This window comes from Catenuloplanes japonicus, from assembly GCF_000717135.1.
In the GTDB taxonomy this organism is placed as follows: Bacteria; Actinomycetota; Actinomycetes; order Mycobacteriales; family Micromonosporaceae; genus Catenuloplanes; species Catenuloplanes japonicus.
The window spans coordinates 96,790-111,657 of the sequence record NZ_JNXY01000002.1 but is presented as its reverse complement, the minus strand read 5'-3'; the positions used below and the strand labels follow the sequence as shown (position 1 = coordinate 111,657).

The following is a 14,868-nucleotide window of genomic DNA, read 5'->3' as shown; positions in this document are numbered from 1 at the left end:
GCGGACACGAAAAAGGCCGCCGGGACCGAGGTCCCGGCGGCCGTCAATCAGGTGGATCAGCCGACCTTCAGCACCTCGTACCGGAACTCGGCGTGCGGGGTGAAGACGCCCGGCTCACCCGTGATCAGCGGCGAGTCGCCGCCGTTCGGGGTGAGCAGCCAGCCGCCGTTGCCCCACGAGCCGAAGCTCAGCGTGCCGTCGCCCCAGGTGACGTACAGGAACTTCTGGGGCTCGCCCACGGAGAGGGAGTTCGGGCGGAGCTGCTGGTCGTAGCCCAGCGCGGTCACGAACTGGCGGTTCAGGTGCGACCGGAACGCCACCGTGTCGTCGCCGAGGTCCAGCATGTCGAACTTCTCGGAGTTCGTCGGCGCCGTCACCGTGCTGCTCGCGATCAGCGGGCCTGCGCCCGGCGTCGTGACCAGCTTGTTGTTCTGGTTCGAACGCAGCACGACCACCGCGGACGGCGAGGCCCAGATGAACTTCTCCGCCAGCAGAATGTCGTTGGCGGTGGCGGTCAGCGGGCTGTTGCCGTTGTTCGGCACCGTGACGTACTTGCCGGTCAGCTTGGAGAGCAGGCTGACCGTGCCGTCACCGTTGAGCGCCGGCTTGAAGCGCTCGGCGTCGCCGATCGCGGACGCGTTCGCCACCAGCGGTCCGGAACCACCGTTCGTGACGCTGAGGAACTTGCCGTTCACCCAGGACCCGAACGCGTAGTAACCGTCGCCCGCGGCCGACAGCGTGAACTTCTCCTGGTCGCCCATGGTGGCGGGCGCGGAGACCGGCTGCACCGGCGTGGTGCCGTTGGAGCCGACGGAGATGTTCTTGCCGTTGACCAGCGACCGGAGACCGGCCACCTGCGGCACCGCGTTCGTGCCGATGCGCAGGATCACGTCGGTGGTGCCGGCGTAGGTGGCCACGTTACGGACCACACGCCGGGTGCCACCGAACACCAGGAAGTTGCGCACCTGCGTCGGCGTCAGCGCCGGGTTCGACGAGAGCGCCAGCGCTGCCGCGCCCGCGACGTGCGGGCTCGCCATCGACGTGCCGCTGTGCTTGATGATCCCCGTGCTGCTGGTGAAGTCCGCGGACGGGATGTCGTGCCCCGGCGCGAAGATGTCCACGCAGCTTCCCCAGTTGGAGAAGGACGCGCGGAAGTCGACCTCGTCCGTGGCACCCACGGTGATCGCGTTCGGCGTACGCGCCGGCGACTGCTGGCAGGCGTCCGCGCTCTTGTTACCGGCCGAGACCGCGTAGGTCACGCCCGAGGCGATGGATCGCTCCATCGCCGCATCGAGCGCGGAGCTGACCTCGCCACCGATGCTGACGTTGGCCACGGCCGGCTTGACCGCGTTCGCCGTCACCCAGTCGATGCCGGCGATGACGCTCGCGTCGTCACCGGAACCCGCGCAGTCGAGCACGCGCACACCGACGAGCTTGACCTCCTTGGCGACACCGTAGTTCGTGCCGCCGATCGTGCCGGCCACGTGCGTGCCGTGCCCGTGGCAGTCGTCCGCGACCGCATCGTTGTCGATGAAGTCGTAGCCGTAACTGGCCCGGCCGCCGAACTCGGTGTGCGAGGTCTTGATGCCGGTGTCCAGCACGTAAGCCCGGACGTTACTCGCCGTGTTCGGGTACGTGTACCGCTTGTTGAGCGGCGCGAAGATCTGGTCCAACCGGTCCAGACCCCAGGACGGCACGTTGAGCTGCGTGGTGTCCGCGTCGACAGTGACCTTGCGGTTCTGCTCGACGGACGCCACGGCGGAGTTGCCGGCCAGCTTCTTGGCCTGCTCCGCGCTCATCTTCACGGAGAAACCACGCAGCGCGCTCCTGTAGGTGCGCTGCACGGTGCCGCCGTACTGCTTGGCCAGGGCGTTGGCGGAGACATCGACCGCGTCGGCCTTCACCGCGGTGTCCTTCAACACCACGATGTAGCTGTCCGCGATCACGCCACGATCGGCCGTGAAACTCTGCTTCTTCTCCAGATCATCGGACGGCGCGGCGAGCGCAGCCCCGGAACCGACCAGCGTCGACGACACCGCGAGCGCGGCGACGGCGATACCGGCCAGAGCGGTACGACCCGCTCGGCGAAGTAGAAACACGTAAAACTCCCCGTTTGTCGAACACCCGCCGCGAGACCGCGGCGGACGATGCCTCCCGGCAAACCGCCTGCCATCCTCGCCCATCTAGATCATCAATGCCTCATCCGTTCGTCCATATTGACGTGTCTCCGAGCTGACATTCAGCTAGCCGGCGTAGGTGCGGACGTAGTCGAAGGCCGCGGTCGCACCGGACGCGTTCATCGAGACCAGGCCGATGCGCAGCGGGCCGTCGTGCGGGAGCGTCCAGACGCCGCCCCAGGTCCAGGTCCGCCCGTCGATGCTGGAGGCGGCCCGCACCTCGTCCTCACCGGTCGCCGCGTCGTGGTGGTAGCGCAGCCGCAGCCAGGTCACCGGGGCCGCGGGGCCGCCGAACATGGGCGCGTTCGCGACCGGCGTCGGCAGGCTGTAGGTGGGGCGCGGCCCCTCCTTCGCGAACTCGACCTCGTGCAGGATTTCGGCGGAATTGTTCAGTGGCAGCACCGAGTGCGCGAGTGTGAAGTACCGGTCGTCGGTGCCGTAGAGCAGCACCCCGGCCCGCTGGTTGCCGCGCGTGCCGTCGAACGTCAGCTTCGTCTCCACCGTGAAATCGGTCAGCGCGGGGGCGTCGCGGAGCAGCACGGAGGCGGTGTTGGTGCTGTTCCACAGCTCCGCGTTCTGCGTCGGCCAGACCAGCGCGCCGCCGGTCCGGACCGCCTGCGCGGACTCGCCGCGAACCCACGACCACGCCGTCTCCGACGCCCTGACCGTGCCCTCCGTCGTGCCCGCGGTCGTGTTGACGGTCGTATTGACGGCCGGGTCGGATCCGTCGCCGAACTCGTCGCCGGGCTCGTCGTCGAACTCGTCCGAGAAGGCGGGCAGCAGCGGGCCGGGCACCGGGTCCGGGACGCGTGTGGTGACCGGCCGGTGCAGCGGTGCCGCGCCGAGATTGTCGGCCGCCGAGCCCGCGGACGACGCCGCCGCACCGATCCGGCCGGCCGTCTGCGAGACCGGCAGCGTGACCGTGGCCAGCGGCGCGCCCTGCCGGTCCGCGGTCATCTCGACGGTCAGCGACCGCCCGCGCCGGGACGCCGCGACCGTGTGCCAGGTGTCGTGCCGGAACCCGGCCGGGAGCGCGGCCGAGGCCGAGGCCGCCCTGCCCGCGACCGTCGACGTCACCGTCAGCCGGTCGCGCGACAGCCAGGCCACCACGTGGTTCGCCGGGTCCCGGTAGGAGACCACCAGGCCGGCGCCGCCGCGCAGATCGCCCTCGACGCGCACGTCCCCGCTGACCGACCGGTCGCTCAGCTCGAAGGAGGCGCGCTTCGCCACCGCGTACCGCCCGGAGTCCGGGTCCGTCGCCCGGCTCCACGCGGTCGAGAACCCGGCGCCGGACGCGAACGTCGTCCCCACGGTCCAGGTCGTCACCGGGGCCGGGCGCGCGTCCGCGGACGGTCCGTCGACGACCGGCCAGCCGTCGGCCCAGTCCAGCCGGTCGATCATCAGCGGGCGCTTGGTGAGCCGCAGCGTGGCGCCGTTCGCGCCGGTGATCGCCGGGAAGTCCGGGTCCGCGGCCGGGATCGCGTGGTAGACGATCCAGTCCTGGCCGGAGACGTCGGTGGCGATCGAGTGGTGGCCGGGACCGATCCAGCCGTTGCCGGTCGCGGTGAGCACGATGCCGTCGTGGCTGCGCAGGTCCATCAGGTCGTCGCCGAGCGGCGTGGTGAACGGCCCGAGCGGTGACGTGGCCCGCCCGGCCTTGACCGTGTATCCGCTGAACGCGCCGTCGCAGCAGCCCGCGTCCGAGTAGAGCAGGTAGTACCAGCCGTCGCGGTGCACGACGTAGCCGCCCTCGGCGCGGCGGCCGCGTGCGACCTGGGTGACCGGGCCGGTGAGCGCGGTCGCGTCCGCGGTCGTCCGGGACACGCAGATCACGTCGTAGCTGCCCCAGTAGAGGTAGTGCGCGCCATCGACGTCGGTGAACAGGGCCTGGTCGATGCTGCCGGTCGGGCATCCGCTGTTCGCGGCCGGCACGATCAGGCCGTGGTCGGTCCACGGTCCGAGCGGCGTCGGGCCGGTGAGCAGCGCGATCCCGCCGACGGAGAGCGAGTAGGTGAGCCGGTAGGTCCCGTCGACGTAGCGGATGTCGGGCGCCCAGGCGCGTGTCGCGGCCGGCCACCACGACGGCTTGGCGTCGACCGGGTACACCTCGCCGCGCAGCGTCCAGTGCACCAGGTCGGGCGAGGACATGATCGGCAGGATGTGCTCGCCGGTCTCGCCCGCGCTGTTGCGGATCGGGTTCGTGGTCCCGTAGGCGTACCAGAGACCGTCCTTGGCCTTGAGCAGCGCCGGGTCGGGAAACGTGTCCACGGTCCCGGCGCTGACCGGGTTGGTGTAGGACGCGGGCGCGGCCTGTGCCGGCGACGGCAGCGTCAGAAAAGACACGATCAACAACAGCAGCGGGGGTACGACTCGGAGCTTCACAAAGCCTCCTCACTGAGGGCGACGGTCCGGAATCCGGCATTGCCCGTCGACGAATCGGGCGTGTTCGACGACCGGGCCGCATTGCGGTAGCGGTTGCAGTACGAGTCGTGGCACAGGTAGGAGCCGCCGCGGAGCACACGGGTCACGCCGTCCGCCGGGCCGTTCGGCGAGTCCACAGCGGACTCGCCGTAGTACGTGGGTGAGAACCAGTCGGCACACCACTCCCAGACGTTGCCGACCGGCTGCCAGAGCCCGTATCCGTTGGGGGCGAACGACTCCACCGGTGCGGTGGTCACCCAGCCGTCCTCGGCCGTGTTCTCCACCGGGAAGCGGCCCTGCCAGATGTTGCAGGCCCAGCCGTCCGCGGGCAGCGCCGAGCCCCACGGGAAGCGCGCACCGGCCAGGCCGCCGCGGGCCGCGCACTCCCACTCGGCCTCGGTCGGCAGCCGGCGTCCGGCCCACGCGCAGTAGGCCTGCGCGTCGTTCCAGCTCACGTGCGTGACCGGATGGTCGTCCTCGGCGTGCGAGCGCGGGCCGTGCGGGTGTGCCCAGTCGGCGCCGCGGATGCCGAGCCACCACGGCGTGCCGGCCAGCGTGCCGAGCACGTCGTCGTCCGAGGCCGTGGCCGCGACCAGGTGGAACACGGCCGACCAGCCGAACGACTCGGCCTCCGTGCGGTAGCCGGTCGCGGCCGTGAACCGGGCGAAGTCGCGGACCGTGACCGCGGTGACGTCGATGTCGAACGCGTCCAGGCGCACGTCGTGCACCGGGCCCTCGCCGTCGGCCGGGTCGCCGTCGCCGTGTGCGTCGCCCATGGCGAAGACCTGCGCGGGGACCCGGGCCTGCGGAATGCGGTGCTCACCCCGTACCCCCGGCAGAATTTGATCTTGATCGTTCGCGCGGTGGCCACCGGAGGGCGTGCAGCAGGTCATGTGTACGTCGCGTCGTCGAGGCCGCTCAGCGTGGGGTCGTGGCCGAGCGTGCCGACCTCGTACATCGAGGCCATCCAGTGGTGGAAGTTGTCGCCGCGCTCGCGCAGCAGCGTGTAGAGGCGGGCCACCAGGCGTCGCCGCACATCCGCCATCTCCGGCAGCTCGTACATGTTGATGAGTTCATCTGCATCAACCTGAAGGTCGTACAGCTCGTTGACCGAGTCCGGGTTGACGACCAGCTTGTAGCGCTCCTCGCGGAGCATCCGCTGTGGGTACGGGAAGTGGTGGCCGTGGAACTCCGAGACCACGTCCGGCGCCCACTCCGGCGTCTCGCCGCGGACCAGCGGCAGCAGGCTGCGTGAGTCGACCGCGTCGGAGGCGTCCACGCCGGCCAGGTCCAGGATCGTGGCCGTGCAGTCGGTGAGGCTGACGAACTCGCGGCGCACCACTCCCCCGGGCGCGCCCGGCACCCGGATCAGGCCGCTCGTGCGGTAGATGTCCTCGTACATGGCCGGGCCCTTGTCGTGCAGGCGGTGGGCGCCGGTGAACTCGCCGTGGTCGCTGGTGAAGAAGATCGACGTGTCGTCCTCGTCGACGACCTCCAGGACCCGGCCGATCTGCTGGTCGATGAGCGTGACGTAGCCGTGGTAGACCGCGATCAGCTTGCGGCTGACCTCGAGCGGCATGGTGTCGAACGTCCAGTGCGCGCTGTAGTTGCGCTGCACCGGCGGCTTGCCCAGGAACGTCTCCGCGACGGATTTCGGCATCTCGATGTCCGCGGGGTCGACCAGGTCGAAGTACTCGTCCGGCACGATGTACGGCAGGTGCGGGCCGAAGAAGTGCAATCCCAGGAAATATGGCTTTTTTTCGCTTTTGTAGCGGCGGATCATTTCGATCGCGCGGTCCGCGAGGTAGTGCTCGAACGTGGCCTCGACCGGCTGGTGCAGGCGCGCGGCCAGCAGGTTCCCGGGCTCACCGTTCGGCAGCGTGCCCCGGATCCGATCGCTGATCTCGTAGGGCGGCAGCCCCCGCTCGGCCAGATACGCCCGGTAGTCCGCGTGGCCGACCGGGTTGTGCCAGCCGGGCAGGTGCACGCCGTCGAAGCCGAAGTCGTTCGGCCCGCGCTCGGTACCGGCGTGCCACTTGCCGACCAGCCCGCAGTTCCAGCCGGCCTTCCGCAACGCCTGCGGGAACGTGAACGTCTCCGGTGGCAGATCCTCCGCGTACCCCACGTTGCGCTCGTGGTTGGCGAGCAGCTTGTGCCGGAACGGGGCCTGGCCGGTGAGCAGGCTGGCCCGCGCGGGCGTGCAGATCGCGGTCGGCGTGTACCAGCGGTCGAACCGGGTCCCGGTCGCGGCCAGCCGGTCGAGGTGCGGCGTGACCGCTCGTGCACCGCCGTACGCGCCGAGCGTGTCCACCCGGTGCTGATCGGTCATCAAAAACAGGATGCTCACGCCGGACTCCCCTTCGGCCTGCGGATCCGTCGCACTCGGCGCCGAGCCGATGACTCGCTCACGCCGCCCCCGTGTAGACGTCGCCCAGGTAGTAGCTCGCCGGGTCGGCCTGCTGCGGCAGCTTCCCCGCGCCGACGAAGTAGTCCCCCATGCCGGTCAGCCACTTCGCGATCGTGCCGTCCTTCGTGGCCGCGTCCAGCTCGGCCGTGGTGAGCGTCCGGCTGTTCGCCGCGTCCGCCGTGACGTCCTCGACCTTGAGTTTCAGCAGCTCAGCGGTGGCGGCGATCGCGGCGTCGCGATGCGTGGCCCGGTAGTCGTTCGCCTCGCGCAGCACGGCCACCACCTTCGCGGTCCGTGCCGCCGGGACCGCGTTGCCGGCCACGAACGCGTTCGGGAACGCGACCGTGTCCGTGAAGTCGTCGTTCTTCGCCAGCTCGACCAGGTCCGGGATCGTCTTCTTGATCGTGGCGATCGCCGGGTACCAGAAGCCGGCCGCGTCGATCTGCTTCGACGCGAACGCGCTGACCAGCGTGGACGCGTCCAGTGGCACGCGCTCGACGTCCGCGTTCGTCAGGCCGGCCTTCTGCAGCGCGAGCGTGAGGATCATGTCGCCCGACGTGCCCTCCGGCACGCCGACCTTCCTCCCGCGCAGGCCGGCGACGCTGGTGATTCCGGGCTGGGCGATCACCCGGTCCGCCGCGCCGATCGTGTTGATCGCGATGATCTTCGCCTGACCGGACGCGGGCAGCCAGAACGCGCCCGGCCCGATGTACCCGTAGTCCAGGTCGCCGGTCTGCAACGCCTGCACCTGCAACGGCCCGTTCGTGAAGACCTTGATCGAGGCGTCCAGCCCGTGCTTGGCCCACAACCCCTGCTTCTGCGCGACCGCGAGCAGGCTGGTGCCGTTCCAGTCACCGATGTAACCGAAATTGATCTTCTCGGCGTTCGGGTCGCCCGCTTCCTCCCCGCACCCGGCCGATCCGGCAACGGCAGAAGCCCCCAAAGCGGCCAATATGGTACGACGTGAAAGTCCCACAACTACTCCTGGTGATAGACGGCGGTCCAGACCCGGTTGCGCAACGCCGCGAACTCCGGGCTCAGCCGGACCTCCTCCGTGCGCGGATGGGGCAGGTCGATCTCGACGCTCTCGACGATGCGGCCCGGCCCCGCCGCCATCACGACCACGCGATTCGCCAGGAACACCGCCTCGTCCACGTCGTGCGTGATGAACAGGACCGTGCGCCGCTCCCGGCTCCACGTGTCCAGCAACTGCTCCTGCATCCGGACCCGGGTCAGCGCGTCCAGCGCGCCGAACGGCTCGTCCATCAGCAGGATCTCCGGGTCGACCGCATAGGCGCGGGCGATCGCGCACCGCTGCTTCATGCCGCCGGACAGCGTCTTCGGCAGCGCGTCCGCGAACCGGGTCAACCCGACCAGGTCGATCGCCTCCTGCGCCCGCGCCTGTCGCCGCTTTCTCGGCATCCCGGCCGTGCGCAGACCGAACTCGACGTTCTTCCGGACGGTCAGCCACGGGAACAGCGCGAACTGCTGGAAGATCACGCCGCGGTCCGGGCCCGGACCGGTGATCGGCCGGCCGTTGACCAGCGCCTGCCCGTCCGTGGGCGTCTCCAGCCCCGCGAGGATGTTGAGCAGCGTGCTCTTCCCGCACCCGGACGGCCCGACCACGGTGACGAACTCGTTCTCCGCGATGTCCAGGCTCACGTCACCGAGCGCGGTGAACTCGCCGTCCCTGAGCGCGAACGTCTTGTGCACGTTCTTCATCGCGATCATCCGTGCCACTCCCCCGTCAGTGCGTCCGCGCGCGGCGCCGCCTGCATCACCGTGTTGACGGGCGCTGCCCGATCGGTCACGACCACGCGCAACGCCGCCCGGCCGGTCGCGATCACGCGCAACGCCGCCCGATCGGTCACGATCACGCGCAACGCCGCCCGATCGGTCACGATCACGCGCAACACCGCCCGGCCGGTCGCGATCACGCGCAACACCGCCCGATCGGTCGCGATCACGCGCGACGCCGCCCGATCGGTCACGATCACGCGCAACGCCGCCCGGCCGGTCGCGATCACGCGCGACGCCGTCTGGATCGTCGTGGTCATGCGCGGCGCTCCTGCCAGGCGGTGAGGCGGCGTTCGACGAGGAGCAGGGCGCGGTCCATCAGCAGGCCGAGCACGCCGATCGTGATCAGGCCGACGAAGATGGTGGGCAGGTCGTAGTAGAGCTGCGCGCTCTGCATCCGGTAGCCGAGGCCCTCCTGCGCCGCGATCAGCTCGGCCGCGACCAGCGTCGCCCACGACGAGCCCAGCCCGACCCGCATCCCGACCAGGATGAACGGGCTCGACGCCGGCACCACGACGCGCAGGAAGATGGTCAGATCGCCGGCGCCGAGCACACGCGCCGCGTTGATCAGCGTCCGGTCCACGCCGACCACGCCCTGGAACGTGGACACCACGCACACCAGGAACGCGGCCAGGAAGATGACGAACGTCTTCGGCGTCTCCCCGATCCCCATCAACACGATCGCCAGCGGGATCAGCGCCAGCGGCGGGATCGTCCGGAAGAACTGCACCCACGGCTCGATCAGGCCGCGCGCCACCGGGTACCAGCCCATCAGGAACCCGACCGGCACCGCCAGCAGACAGCCCAGCCCGAACCCGAGCACCACGCGACGCAGGCTGGCCAGCACGTCGTCGCCCAGCGTGCCGTCCGCGATCAGCTCGCCGGCGCGCGTGAGCACCTCCGCCGGGGCCGGAACGGTCGCGCTGCCACGCGACGCCCACCACCAGAGCGCGATCCCGGCCAGCGCGGACACCACGTTGAGCGCCGGCAGCAGCCCGCGCCGGGTGCGACGCCGCGGACTCGGCCGCGACGCGCCCGCTCCGGCCCGCGCCGGCACGGCTTCCACGACACTCATGCCGAGCACCCGCCCACGTCACGGCTCCATGCGGACCGGGCCGGAACCCTTGCCGGGCCCCGGCGCTCACTCATGCCGGACCCAGGTCGGCGCTGATCGCTCATGCCCGGCCTCCTTTCCATTCCACTTCCACGTGATTAATGGGTTATCGCGAAGACCTCGCCTGCCGGGCAAGGCGGGCCGCTCAGCCGGCGCGCCGATGTGCCTCCGGGTCCGCGGTCTCCGGGTAGCCCGCGAGCAGCGGCGTCTGCCGGAACAGTGCCGCGACCGCGCCGAGCGTGCCGTCGTCGTCGCCGAGCCGGGCGCCGCGCACGATCGGGCGGTCGCCGCCGACCGAGATCAGTTCCGCGTCCAAGATCTCGGCGACCGCGTCGACCAGGTGCGGGACCGCGCGGACCAGGCGCCCGCCGAGCACGATCCGGTCCGGGTTCACCACCAGCGCGGCGGCCGCGACCACGCCGCCGACCCGCTCGGCCACGTCGTCGATCACGGCACGCACCGCGGGATCGCCCTTCCGTACCGCTTCCGTCAGTGCGCGGGCGTCCGCGAGACCGCACCGGCGCAGCACCGCGGGCAGCGACGCCACCGTCTCCAGGCAGCCGCGCTTGCCGCACCGGCACGGCTCGCCGCCCCGGCGGACCACGACCACGTGTCCGAACTCGCCCGCGACGCCGTGGCCGCCGGACACCAGCCGTCCGCCCACGATCAGGCCGCCGCCGATGCCGTCGGACAGCCGGACGTACATGACGTCCTGCGCCTGCGGCCCGTCCGTCAGCGCCTCGGCCAGCGCCGCGTACCGCGTGTTGTTGTCCACCAGCACCGGCGTCCCGAGCCGCGCCGCGAACAGGTCCGCAACCGCTTCCCGCGCGTTCCCGTCGTCGATCGGCACACCGGCGAGGTCGATCGGCCCGCCGCCGACCGGCTCCGCCGCACGCAGGCCCGTCCCGTGCTGTCCCGCCTCGCGTCTCCCGCTCGCCTGGAAGCTGCGCGGGCCGCCGCCGGCCGACGGCGACGGCCGCAACGCCGCCACCTCCGCCCGCCGCGTCGTCGGGTGCGGGCCGACCACGCCGACCGCGACCGCCTGCAGCGCGCGCAGCGTGACCCCTCGGTCCCGGCACAGCCGGTCGATCAACCCGAGCGCGGCCTCGAGGCGCCCCGCCCACCCGGAATCCGCCGGGTACGGCTGGCAGCCGGCCGCGATCACCTCGTGCGACGCGTCGACGATCGCCACGCGTACCCGTGAATGCCCGATGTCCACACCGAGGAACTGGCCCGGCGTCGGGTCGAGCGTGAGCAGCTCGGCCGGGCGGCCGCTGCCGTGCCGGGAGGCCGCGTCCGTCGTGGTCACCACCACGGCGCCGCGGGACAGCAGCTCGCCGGTGATCTCGGACAGCGTGGTGCGGGACAGACCGACGAGGCGCGCGATCTGGCCGCGGCTGAGGGCGCCGTGCTCGCGCAGGACGCGCAGCACGCTCTCCTCATGGGTACGCCGCAGACGCACCTGAACACCCTCGGGCGGCTTCACGGATGCACCGTAGGCAAACCGCAATTTTTCCGTCAACGCTCCGACATAATTAATCCCAGTATTGAGATAGGAGATACAGGGATTTGTGGTCCGAGGGCTCACCCGAGTGGCCCTTCACCTCCGCCGCCGACGACCCGCCGGACCGTCTCTACGCGCTCTGGGACGACGAGGTCCGCAACGCCCGCGCCCGCCTCGCCGCGGCCCTGGACTCCGGCGGCCTCGACCTCCCCGCCGACATCGCCGACGACACCGGCACCCACGCCAGCCTCCGCCGTCTCGTCTGCGACCTCATCGAGGAGTACGGCCGCCACACCGGCCACGCCGACCTCCTCCGCGAGTCCGTCGACGGCCTCACCGGCGAGGACCCGCCCCCTGGCTGGCGGGCACGGTCCGGAACGTCCCCGGTCGGCATGCAGCCCTGAGCCCACGCCCCCCTCAACCCCAGGATCACATTCTTGCTTTCCCGCTTCCGGCGTGGTTGCGGTCCGCATGCTCCCGCAGGCACCGGTCGTCGCCGGCGCTCCTCCCTGCCGGTTTCGCCGTGGTCCGGGAAAACCCGCCTCCCGGCCGACGCGAATACCGGCGGCGAGCCGCGGCCCGGACCATCGCGCCGGCGGAATCGCGGCTGACCTCGCCCCGGGCAAGCTCAGGCGAACGTCACAGCAGGTGGAGGTGGCGGGGAGCGACGGAGACCGTGATGCGCTGGCCCCAGGTCAGGGGCAGGGCGTCGGACTCCAGGCCGTCGGCGAACGCGACCAGGCGCTCCGACTCGCTGCTCAGTTCGAGGGCGGCGCCGCGCGGGAGCAGGCCGGAGACGCGGGTGGTGCCGGTGGACGGCGACGGCCATGCCTCGCGGACGTACCAGCAGAGGGACGGCTCGGACGGCGACGGCATCGGCGGGGCGGCGGCGCGGTCGCGGGCGATGGAGGCGCACCAGCCGGTGGCGCCGGTGCCGGTGCCGATGATGAGGCCGGAGGAGGACTGCCGTTCGCGGGTGCCGTCGGGTGTGGTGAGGATGTAGCGGGCCGACTGGTGCCCGGCGTGTCCGATGTAGATCTCGTTGAGGCCGAACAGCTCCTGCCCGTCGTCGAGCCGGGCCGCGACCATCGTGCGCTGCTCGCCGCCCTCGCGGGAGCGCAGCAGGCCGGCCACGGCGCCGGCGGAGTGCCGGACCAGCACGCCGGCGTTGCGGCCCGGCTCCGGGTCGACGCCGATGACGGGCTGGCCGGACAGGTACTTCGCCACGTTCGCCACCAGGCCGTCCTGGCCGACGGCGACCACCACGTCCTCCGGCGCGAAGAGGAAACGCGGCAGGTCGGCGCGCTCGACGTGGCCGCGCCGCCAGTCCGCGGGGACGGCGGCGCCGACCGCGGTCAGCGCCGCGGTGAGCGCCTCGTGGCGGGCGCTCACCTCGTCCAGGTCGCGGCCGCGCTCGCGCAGGAAGAACGCGGCCGCGCCGCGGGTGCCGTGCCGGGCGAGGAGTTCGTCGAGCTCGCTGCGCCGTGACACGACCACCACGCGCGGGGAGAGCGTACTCATCCGAGGCGTCCGACGAGCTTGCTGATCAGGTCGGGCGTGACGGTCAGCTCGTTGATCGAGGGCAACTGGCCGGCCAGCTCCTTGAGCGCGAGCGCCTGGAGCACGGCGGGCGGCAGGTCGCGGTAGGCGGCGAGGCGCGCGGCCTCCGCCTCGGCCTCGGCCAGGCCGACCAGCCGGGCGCCGGCGGCGCGGGCCTCGTCACGGGCGCGCTCCGCGTCGGCCTCCGCCGCGGCGGCACGGCGGACACCCTCGGCCTCGGCGGCGCCGGCGACCTCCTGCCGGTCGGCCTCGGCACGCGCGGCGACCAGCTGGGCCTCCGCGTCGAGCTCGGCCTCGCGGCGGGTGTTGGCGCCACGCTGCTCGACCAGCTCCTGCTCTCGGCGGGACAGCTCGATCTTGCTCTGCAGCTCGTTCTCCGCGATGGTGCGCTCCTGCTGGACCGCGTGGGCGCGGCGGGCGTACGTGGCCCGGTCCGCGTCCTGCTGCACGGCCTCGCGGGTGGGGGTCTGCAGCGCACGCTCCAGGTCCGGCTCCGGGCGGATCGCGACGATCCGGGCGCTGACCACGGAGACGCCGGTCTCGGCGAGGCGCGGGTCGGCCGCGAGCGCGTCCGCGACGGACTGCCGGATCGGGGCCATGCCGGTGGTGAGCGCCTCGGCGAGCGGGAGCCGGGCCAGCAGGTCGAGCGCGGGCTGCTGGGCGAGCTCGGCGAGCAGGCCGGCGACCTGGTCGAGCGGCTGTCCGCGCCAGGACCCGGTGTACGGATCGATGGAGAAGTCCAGCCGGGCGGCGACCGCGGCCGGGTCACTCACCCGGTACGTCACCGTGGCCTGCACGGTCACGTCCGCGAAGTCCTCGGTGCGGGCGTGGAACAGCAGCGGCAGCTCGCGGTCGTCGACCGGCACCTCGGAGAGCACGGCGGTGAGCGGCCGGTACCAGAACGACAGCCCGGTGCCGGCGCGCTTGACCCGGCCGTTGAGCGTGTGGCTGACCCAGCTGGTCGGGGCCGAGCGCAGGTGCCGGAAGTTGAACCGTCGTGTCACGTCAGCCATCTCGGCCGCCCTTCATCGTTTTCGTCAACATGACGATAAAGCATCCACGCTATTATCGTCAACATGACGATTAACGGGTCCGCCGTCACCGTCGACCTGGTGCTGCTCACGATCCGGGCCGGCGCGCTGCACGTGCTGCTGATCCGCCGCGGCATCCCGCCGTTCAAGGGCCGGTGGGCGCTGCCGGGCGGGTTCGTGCTGTCGGGCGAGGACCTGGAGGACGCGGCCCGGCGGGAGCTGCGCGAGGAGACCGGGCTGGATCCGACCGCGGGGCACCTGGAGCAGCTCGGCACGTACGGCACACCGGACCGCGATCCACGTGGCCGGGTGTTCACGGTCGCCTACCTGGCGCTGCTGCCGGACCTGCCGGCACCGGTCGCGGGCAGCGACGCGGCCGGCGCGGACTGGCTGGCGATCGAAGGGCTGGAAGATCTCGCCTTCGACCACGACCGGATCCTGGCGGACGGCGTCGAGCGGGCGCGGGCGAAGCTGGAGTACACGCCGCTGGCCACCGCGTTCTGCCCGCCGGAGTTCACCATCGCGGAGCTGCGCGGCGTCTACGAGACGGTCTGGCGGGCCAGGATCGACGCCCGGAACTTCCATCGCAAGGTCACCGGCGCGGACGGGTTCGTGGAGGCGACCGGGCAGAGCGTGACGCGCGAGCGCGGCCGTCCGGCACAGCTGTTCCGGCGCGGCCCGGCGGCACTGCTGCACCCCCCGCTGCTGCGGCCGGGGTCATAACAGCTTGGACATACCACCCGGCCCGCCACTCACCTGACCAGGCGCAACGCGCGCCGCGCAGGCCCGCCCCGGATAGAGAGTCTTGTGCCGCCCGCATCGATCGCGTATTCACGCATCTAGATCGCGCAATCGGT

The 14,868-nt window shown here is 71.7% G+C and carries 13 protein-coding genes; 2 read left to right on the top strand and 11 right to left on the bottom strand.

Translation table 11 applies throughout. The features are described from left to right. Positions 1-56: 56 nt before the first annotated feature. The 9 genes from OP04_RS54500 to OP04_RS04470 all read right to left on the bottom strand — a co-directional run bounded on the left by OP04_RS54500 (position 57) and on the right by OP04_RS04470 (position 11,402). On the bottom strand, positions 57-2,099 hold the full coding sequence (locus tag OP04_RS54500) for a S8 family serine peptidase (protein ID WP_232323474.1): 2,043 nt from the start codon (positions 2,097-2,099) through the stop codon (positions 57-59). A gap of 144 nt (positions 2,100-2,243) precedes the next feature. Next, positions 2,244-4,559 carry a family 43 glycosylhydrolase gene (locus OP04_RS04505; protein WP_085066223.1) on the bottom strand — a complete coding sequence of 772 codons (2,316 nt, stop codon included), beginning with the start codon at positions 4,557-4,559 and terminating at the stop codon, positions 2,244-2,246. Continuing rightward, positions 4,556-5,491: a formylglycine-generating enzyme family protein gene (locus OP04_RS04500; RefSeq protein WP_051797082.1), complete on the bottom strand. Its 936-nt coding sequence runs from the start codon at positions 5,489-5,491 to the stop codon at positions 4,556-4,558. Before OP04_RS04500 ends, OP04_RS04505 begins: the two co-directional genes overlap by 4 nt. Next, a complete protein-coding gene (locus OP04_RS04495) occupies positions 5,488-6,927 on the bottom strand; it encodes a sulfatase-like hydrolase/transferase (RefSeq protein ID WP_033338214.1) in 1,440 nt (479 codons plus the stop codon). The genes OP04_RS04500 and OP04_RS04495 overlap by 4 nt, the downstream gene beginning before the upstream one ends. 76 nt (positions 6,928-7,003) lie before the next feature. Beyond that, positions 7,004-7,948, bottom strand: coding sequence for an aliphatic sulfonate ABC transporter substrate-binding protein (locus tag OP04_RS04490; protein WP_198153714.1), 945 nt, complete (start codon positions 7,946-7,948; stop codon positions 7,004-7,006). A gap of 35 nt (positions 7,949-7,983) precedes the next feature. Next, positions 7,984-8,736, bottom strand: a complete 753-nt coding sequence (locus tag OP04_RS04485; protein ID WP_051797142.1) for an ABC transporter ATP-binding protein — start codon at positions 8,734-8,736, stop codon at positions 7,984-7,986. Beyond that, entirely contained in the window at positions 8,733-9,062 is a 330-nt protein-coding gene (locus OP04_RS04480) for a hypothetical protein (protein ID WP_033338211.1), read from the bottom strand. The genes OP04_RS04485 and OP04_RS04480 overlap by 4 nt, the downstream gene beginning before the upstream one ends. After that, complete coding sequence (locus OP04_RS04475) at positions 9,059-9,877, bottom strand: ABC transporter permease (RefSeq protein ID WP_033338403.1); 819 nt, start codon at positions 9,875-9,877, stop codon at positions 9,059-9,061. Before OP04_RS04475 ends, OP04_RS04480 begins: the two co-directional genes overlap by 4 nt. A gap of 184 nt (positions 9,878-10,061) precedes the next feature. Then, positions 10,062-11,402, bottom strand: a complete 1,341-nt coding sequence (locus OP04_RS04470; RefSeq protein ID WP_033338210.1) for an ROK family transcriptional regulator — start codon at positions 11,400-11,402, stop codon at positions 10,062-10,064. A gap of 83 nt (positions 11,403-11,485) precedes the next feature. Between OP04_RS04470 and OP04_RS04465 the strand changes: the two genes are divergently transcribed. Continuing rightward, positions 11,486-11,824, top strand: coding sequence for a mycothiol transferase (locus OP04_RS04465; protein WP_085066221.1), 339 nt, complete (start codon positions 11,486-11,488; stop codon positions 11,822-11,824). Between the two features lie 235 nt (positions 11,825-12,059). On the opposite strand, the gene OP04_RS04460 is transcribed toward OP04_RS04465, so the two are convergent. Continuing rightward, complete coding sequence (locus OP04_RS04460; protein ID WP_033338209.1) at positions 12,060-12,941, bottom strand: NAD(+)/NADH kinase; 882 nt, start codon at positions 12,939-12,941, stop codon at positions 12,060-12,062. Beyond that, a complete protein-coding gene (locus OP04_RS04455; RefSeq protein WP_033338208.1) occupies positions 12,938-13,993 on the bottom strand; it encodes an SPFH domain-containing protein in 1,056 nt (351 codons plus the stop codon). The genes OP04_RS04460 and OP04_RS04455 overlap by 4 nt, the downstream gene beginning before the upstream one ends. Positions 13,994-14,056: 63 nt before the next feature. Between OP04_RS04455 and OP04_RS04450 the strand changes: the two genes are divergently transcribed. Continuing rightward, positions 14,057-14,734 carry an NUDIX hydrolase gene (locus OP04_RS04450; protein ID WP_033338207.1) on the top strand — a complete coding sequence of 226 codons (678 nt, stop codon included), beginning with the start codon at positions 14,057-14,059 and terminating at the stop codon, positions 14,732-14,734. Positions 14,735-14,868: the final 134 nt, after the last annotated feature.

Bases quoted from the DNA above. Each gene is read 5' to 3' on its own strand.
- OP04_RS04480 (WP_033338211.1), bottom strand. From the start codon at position 9,062: ATGACCACGACGATCCAGACGGCGTCGCGCGTGATCGCGACCGGCCGG.
- OP04_RS04460 (WP_033338209.1), bottom strand. From the start codon at position 12,941: ATGAGTACGCTCTCCCCGCGCGTGGTGGTCGTGTCACGGCGCAGCGAG.
- OP04_RS04475 (WP_033338403.1), bottom strand. From the start codon at position 9,877: ATGAGTGTCGTGGAAGCCGTGCCGGCGCGGGCCGGAGCGGGCGCGTCG.
- OP04_RS04495 (WP_033338214.1), bottom strand. From the start codon at position 6,927: ATGACCGATCAGCACCGGGTGGACACGCTCGGCGCGTACGGCGGTGCA.
- OP04_RS04455 (WP_033338208.1), bottom strand. From the start codon at position 13,993: ATGGCTGACGTGACACGACGGTTCAACTTCCGGCACCTGCGCTCGGCC.
- OP04_RS04485 (WP_051797142.1), bottom strand. From the start codon at position 8,736: ATGATCGCGATGAAGAACGTGCACAAGACGTTCGCGCTCAGGGACGGC.
- OP04_RS04500 (WP_051797082.1), bottom strand. From the start codon at position 5,491: ATGACCTGCTGCACGCCCTCCGGTGGCCACCGCGCGAACGATCAAGAT.
- OP04_RS04450 (WP_033338207.1), top strand. From the start codon at position 14,057: ATGACGATTAACGGGTCCGCCGTCACCGTCGACCTGGTGCTGCTCACG.